The organism is Penaeicola halotolerans, from assembly GCF_016464625.1.
GTDB classification, from domain to species: domain Bacteria; phylum Bacteroidota; class Bacteroidia; order Cytophagales; family Cyclobacteriaceae; genus Penaeicola; species Penaeicola halotolerans.
On sequence record NZ_JAEAGO010000191.1, the window covers coordinates 1 to 241 of the forward strand.

The following is a 241-nucleotide window of genomic DNA, read 5'->3' on the forward strand; positions in this document are numbered from 1 at the left end:
GACCACACCAGATTTACCCTTATGAGATTTCACATACTTGATCAGCTGCCTTTTCGATTCGCTCTTGGTCTTTGGTCTTACTTCGTAATAAAGATTTTTTCGATTGAACGAAGATTTAAATACATCCGCATCCTCCATTTGTAGGTTTTTTTGGATGTCTATTTGGACTTTTGGAGTAGCTGTAGCCGTATGTGGGTTGATGGGTAAATTACCGTTCATAGCGATGATTTGTTTGATCTTT

Annotated in this window: 1 pseudogene; it reads right to left on the bottom strand. The window is 38.2% G+C overall.

The features are described 5' to 3' along the window. Positions 1-241 (bottom strand): annotated as a pseudogene (locus I5349_RS14010) (ATP-dependent DNA helicase RecQ); the annotation flags it as partial.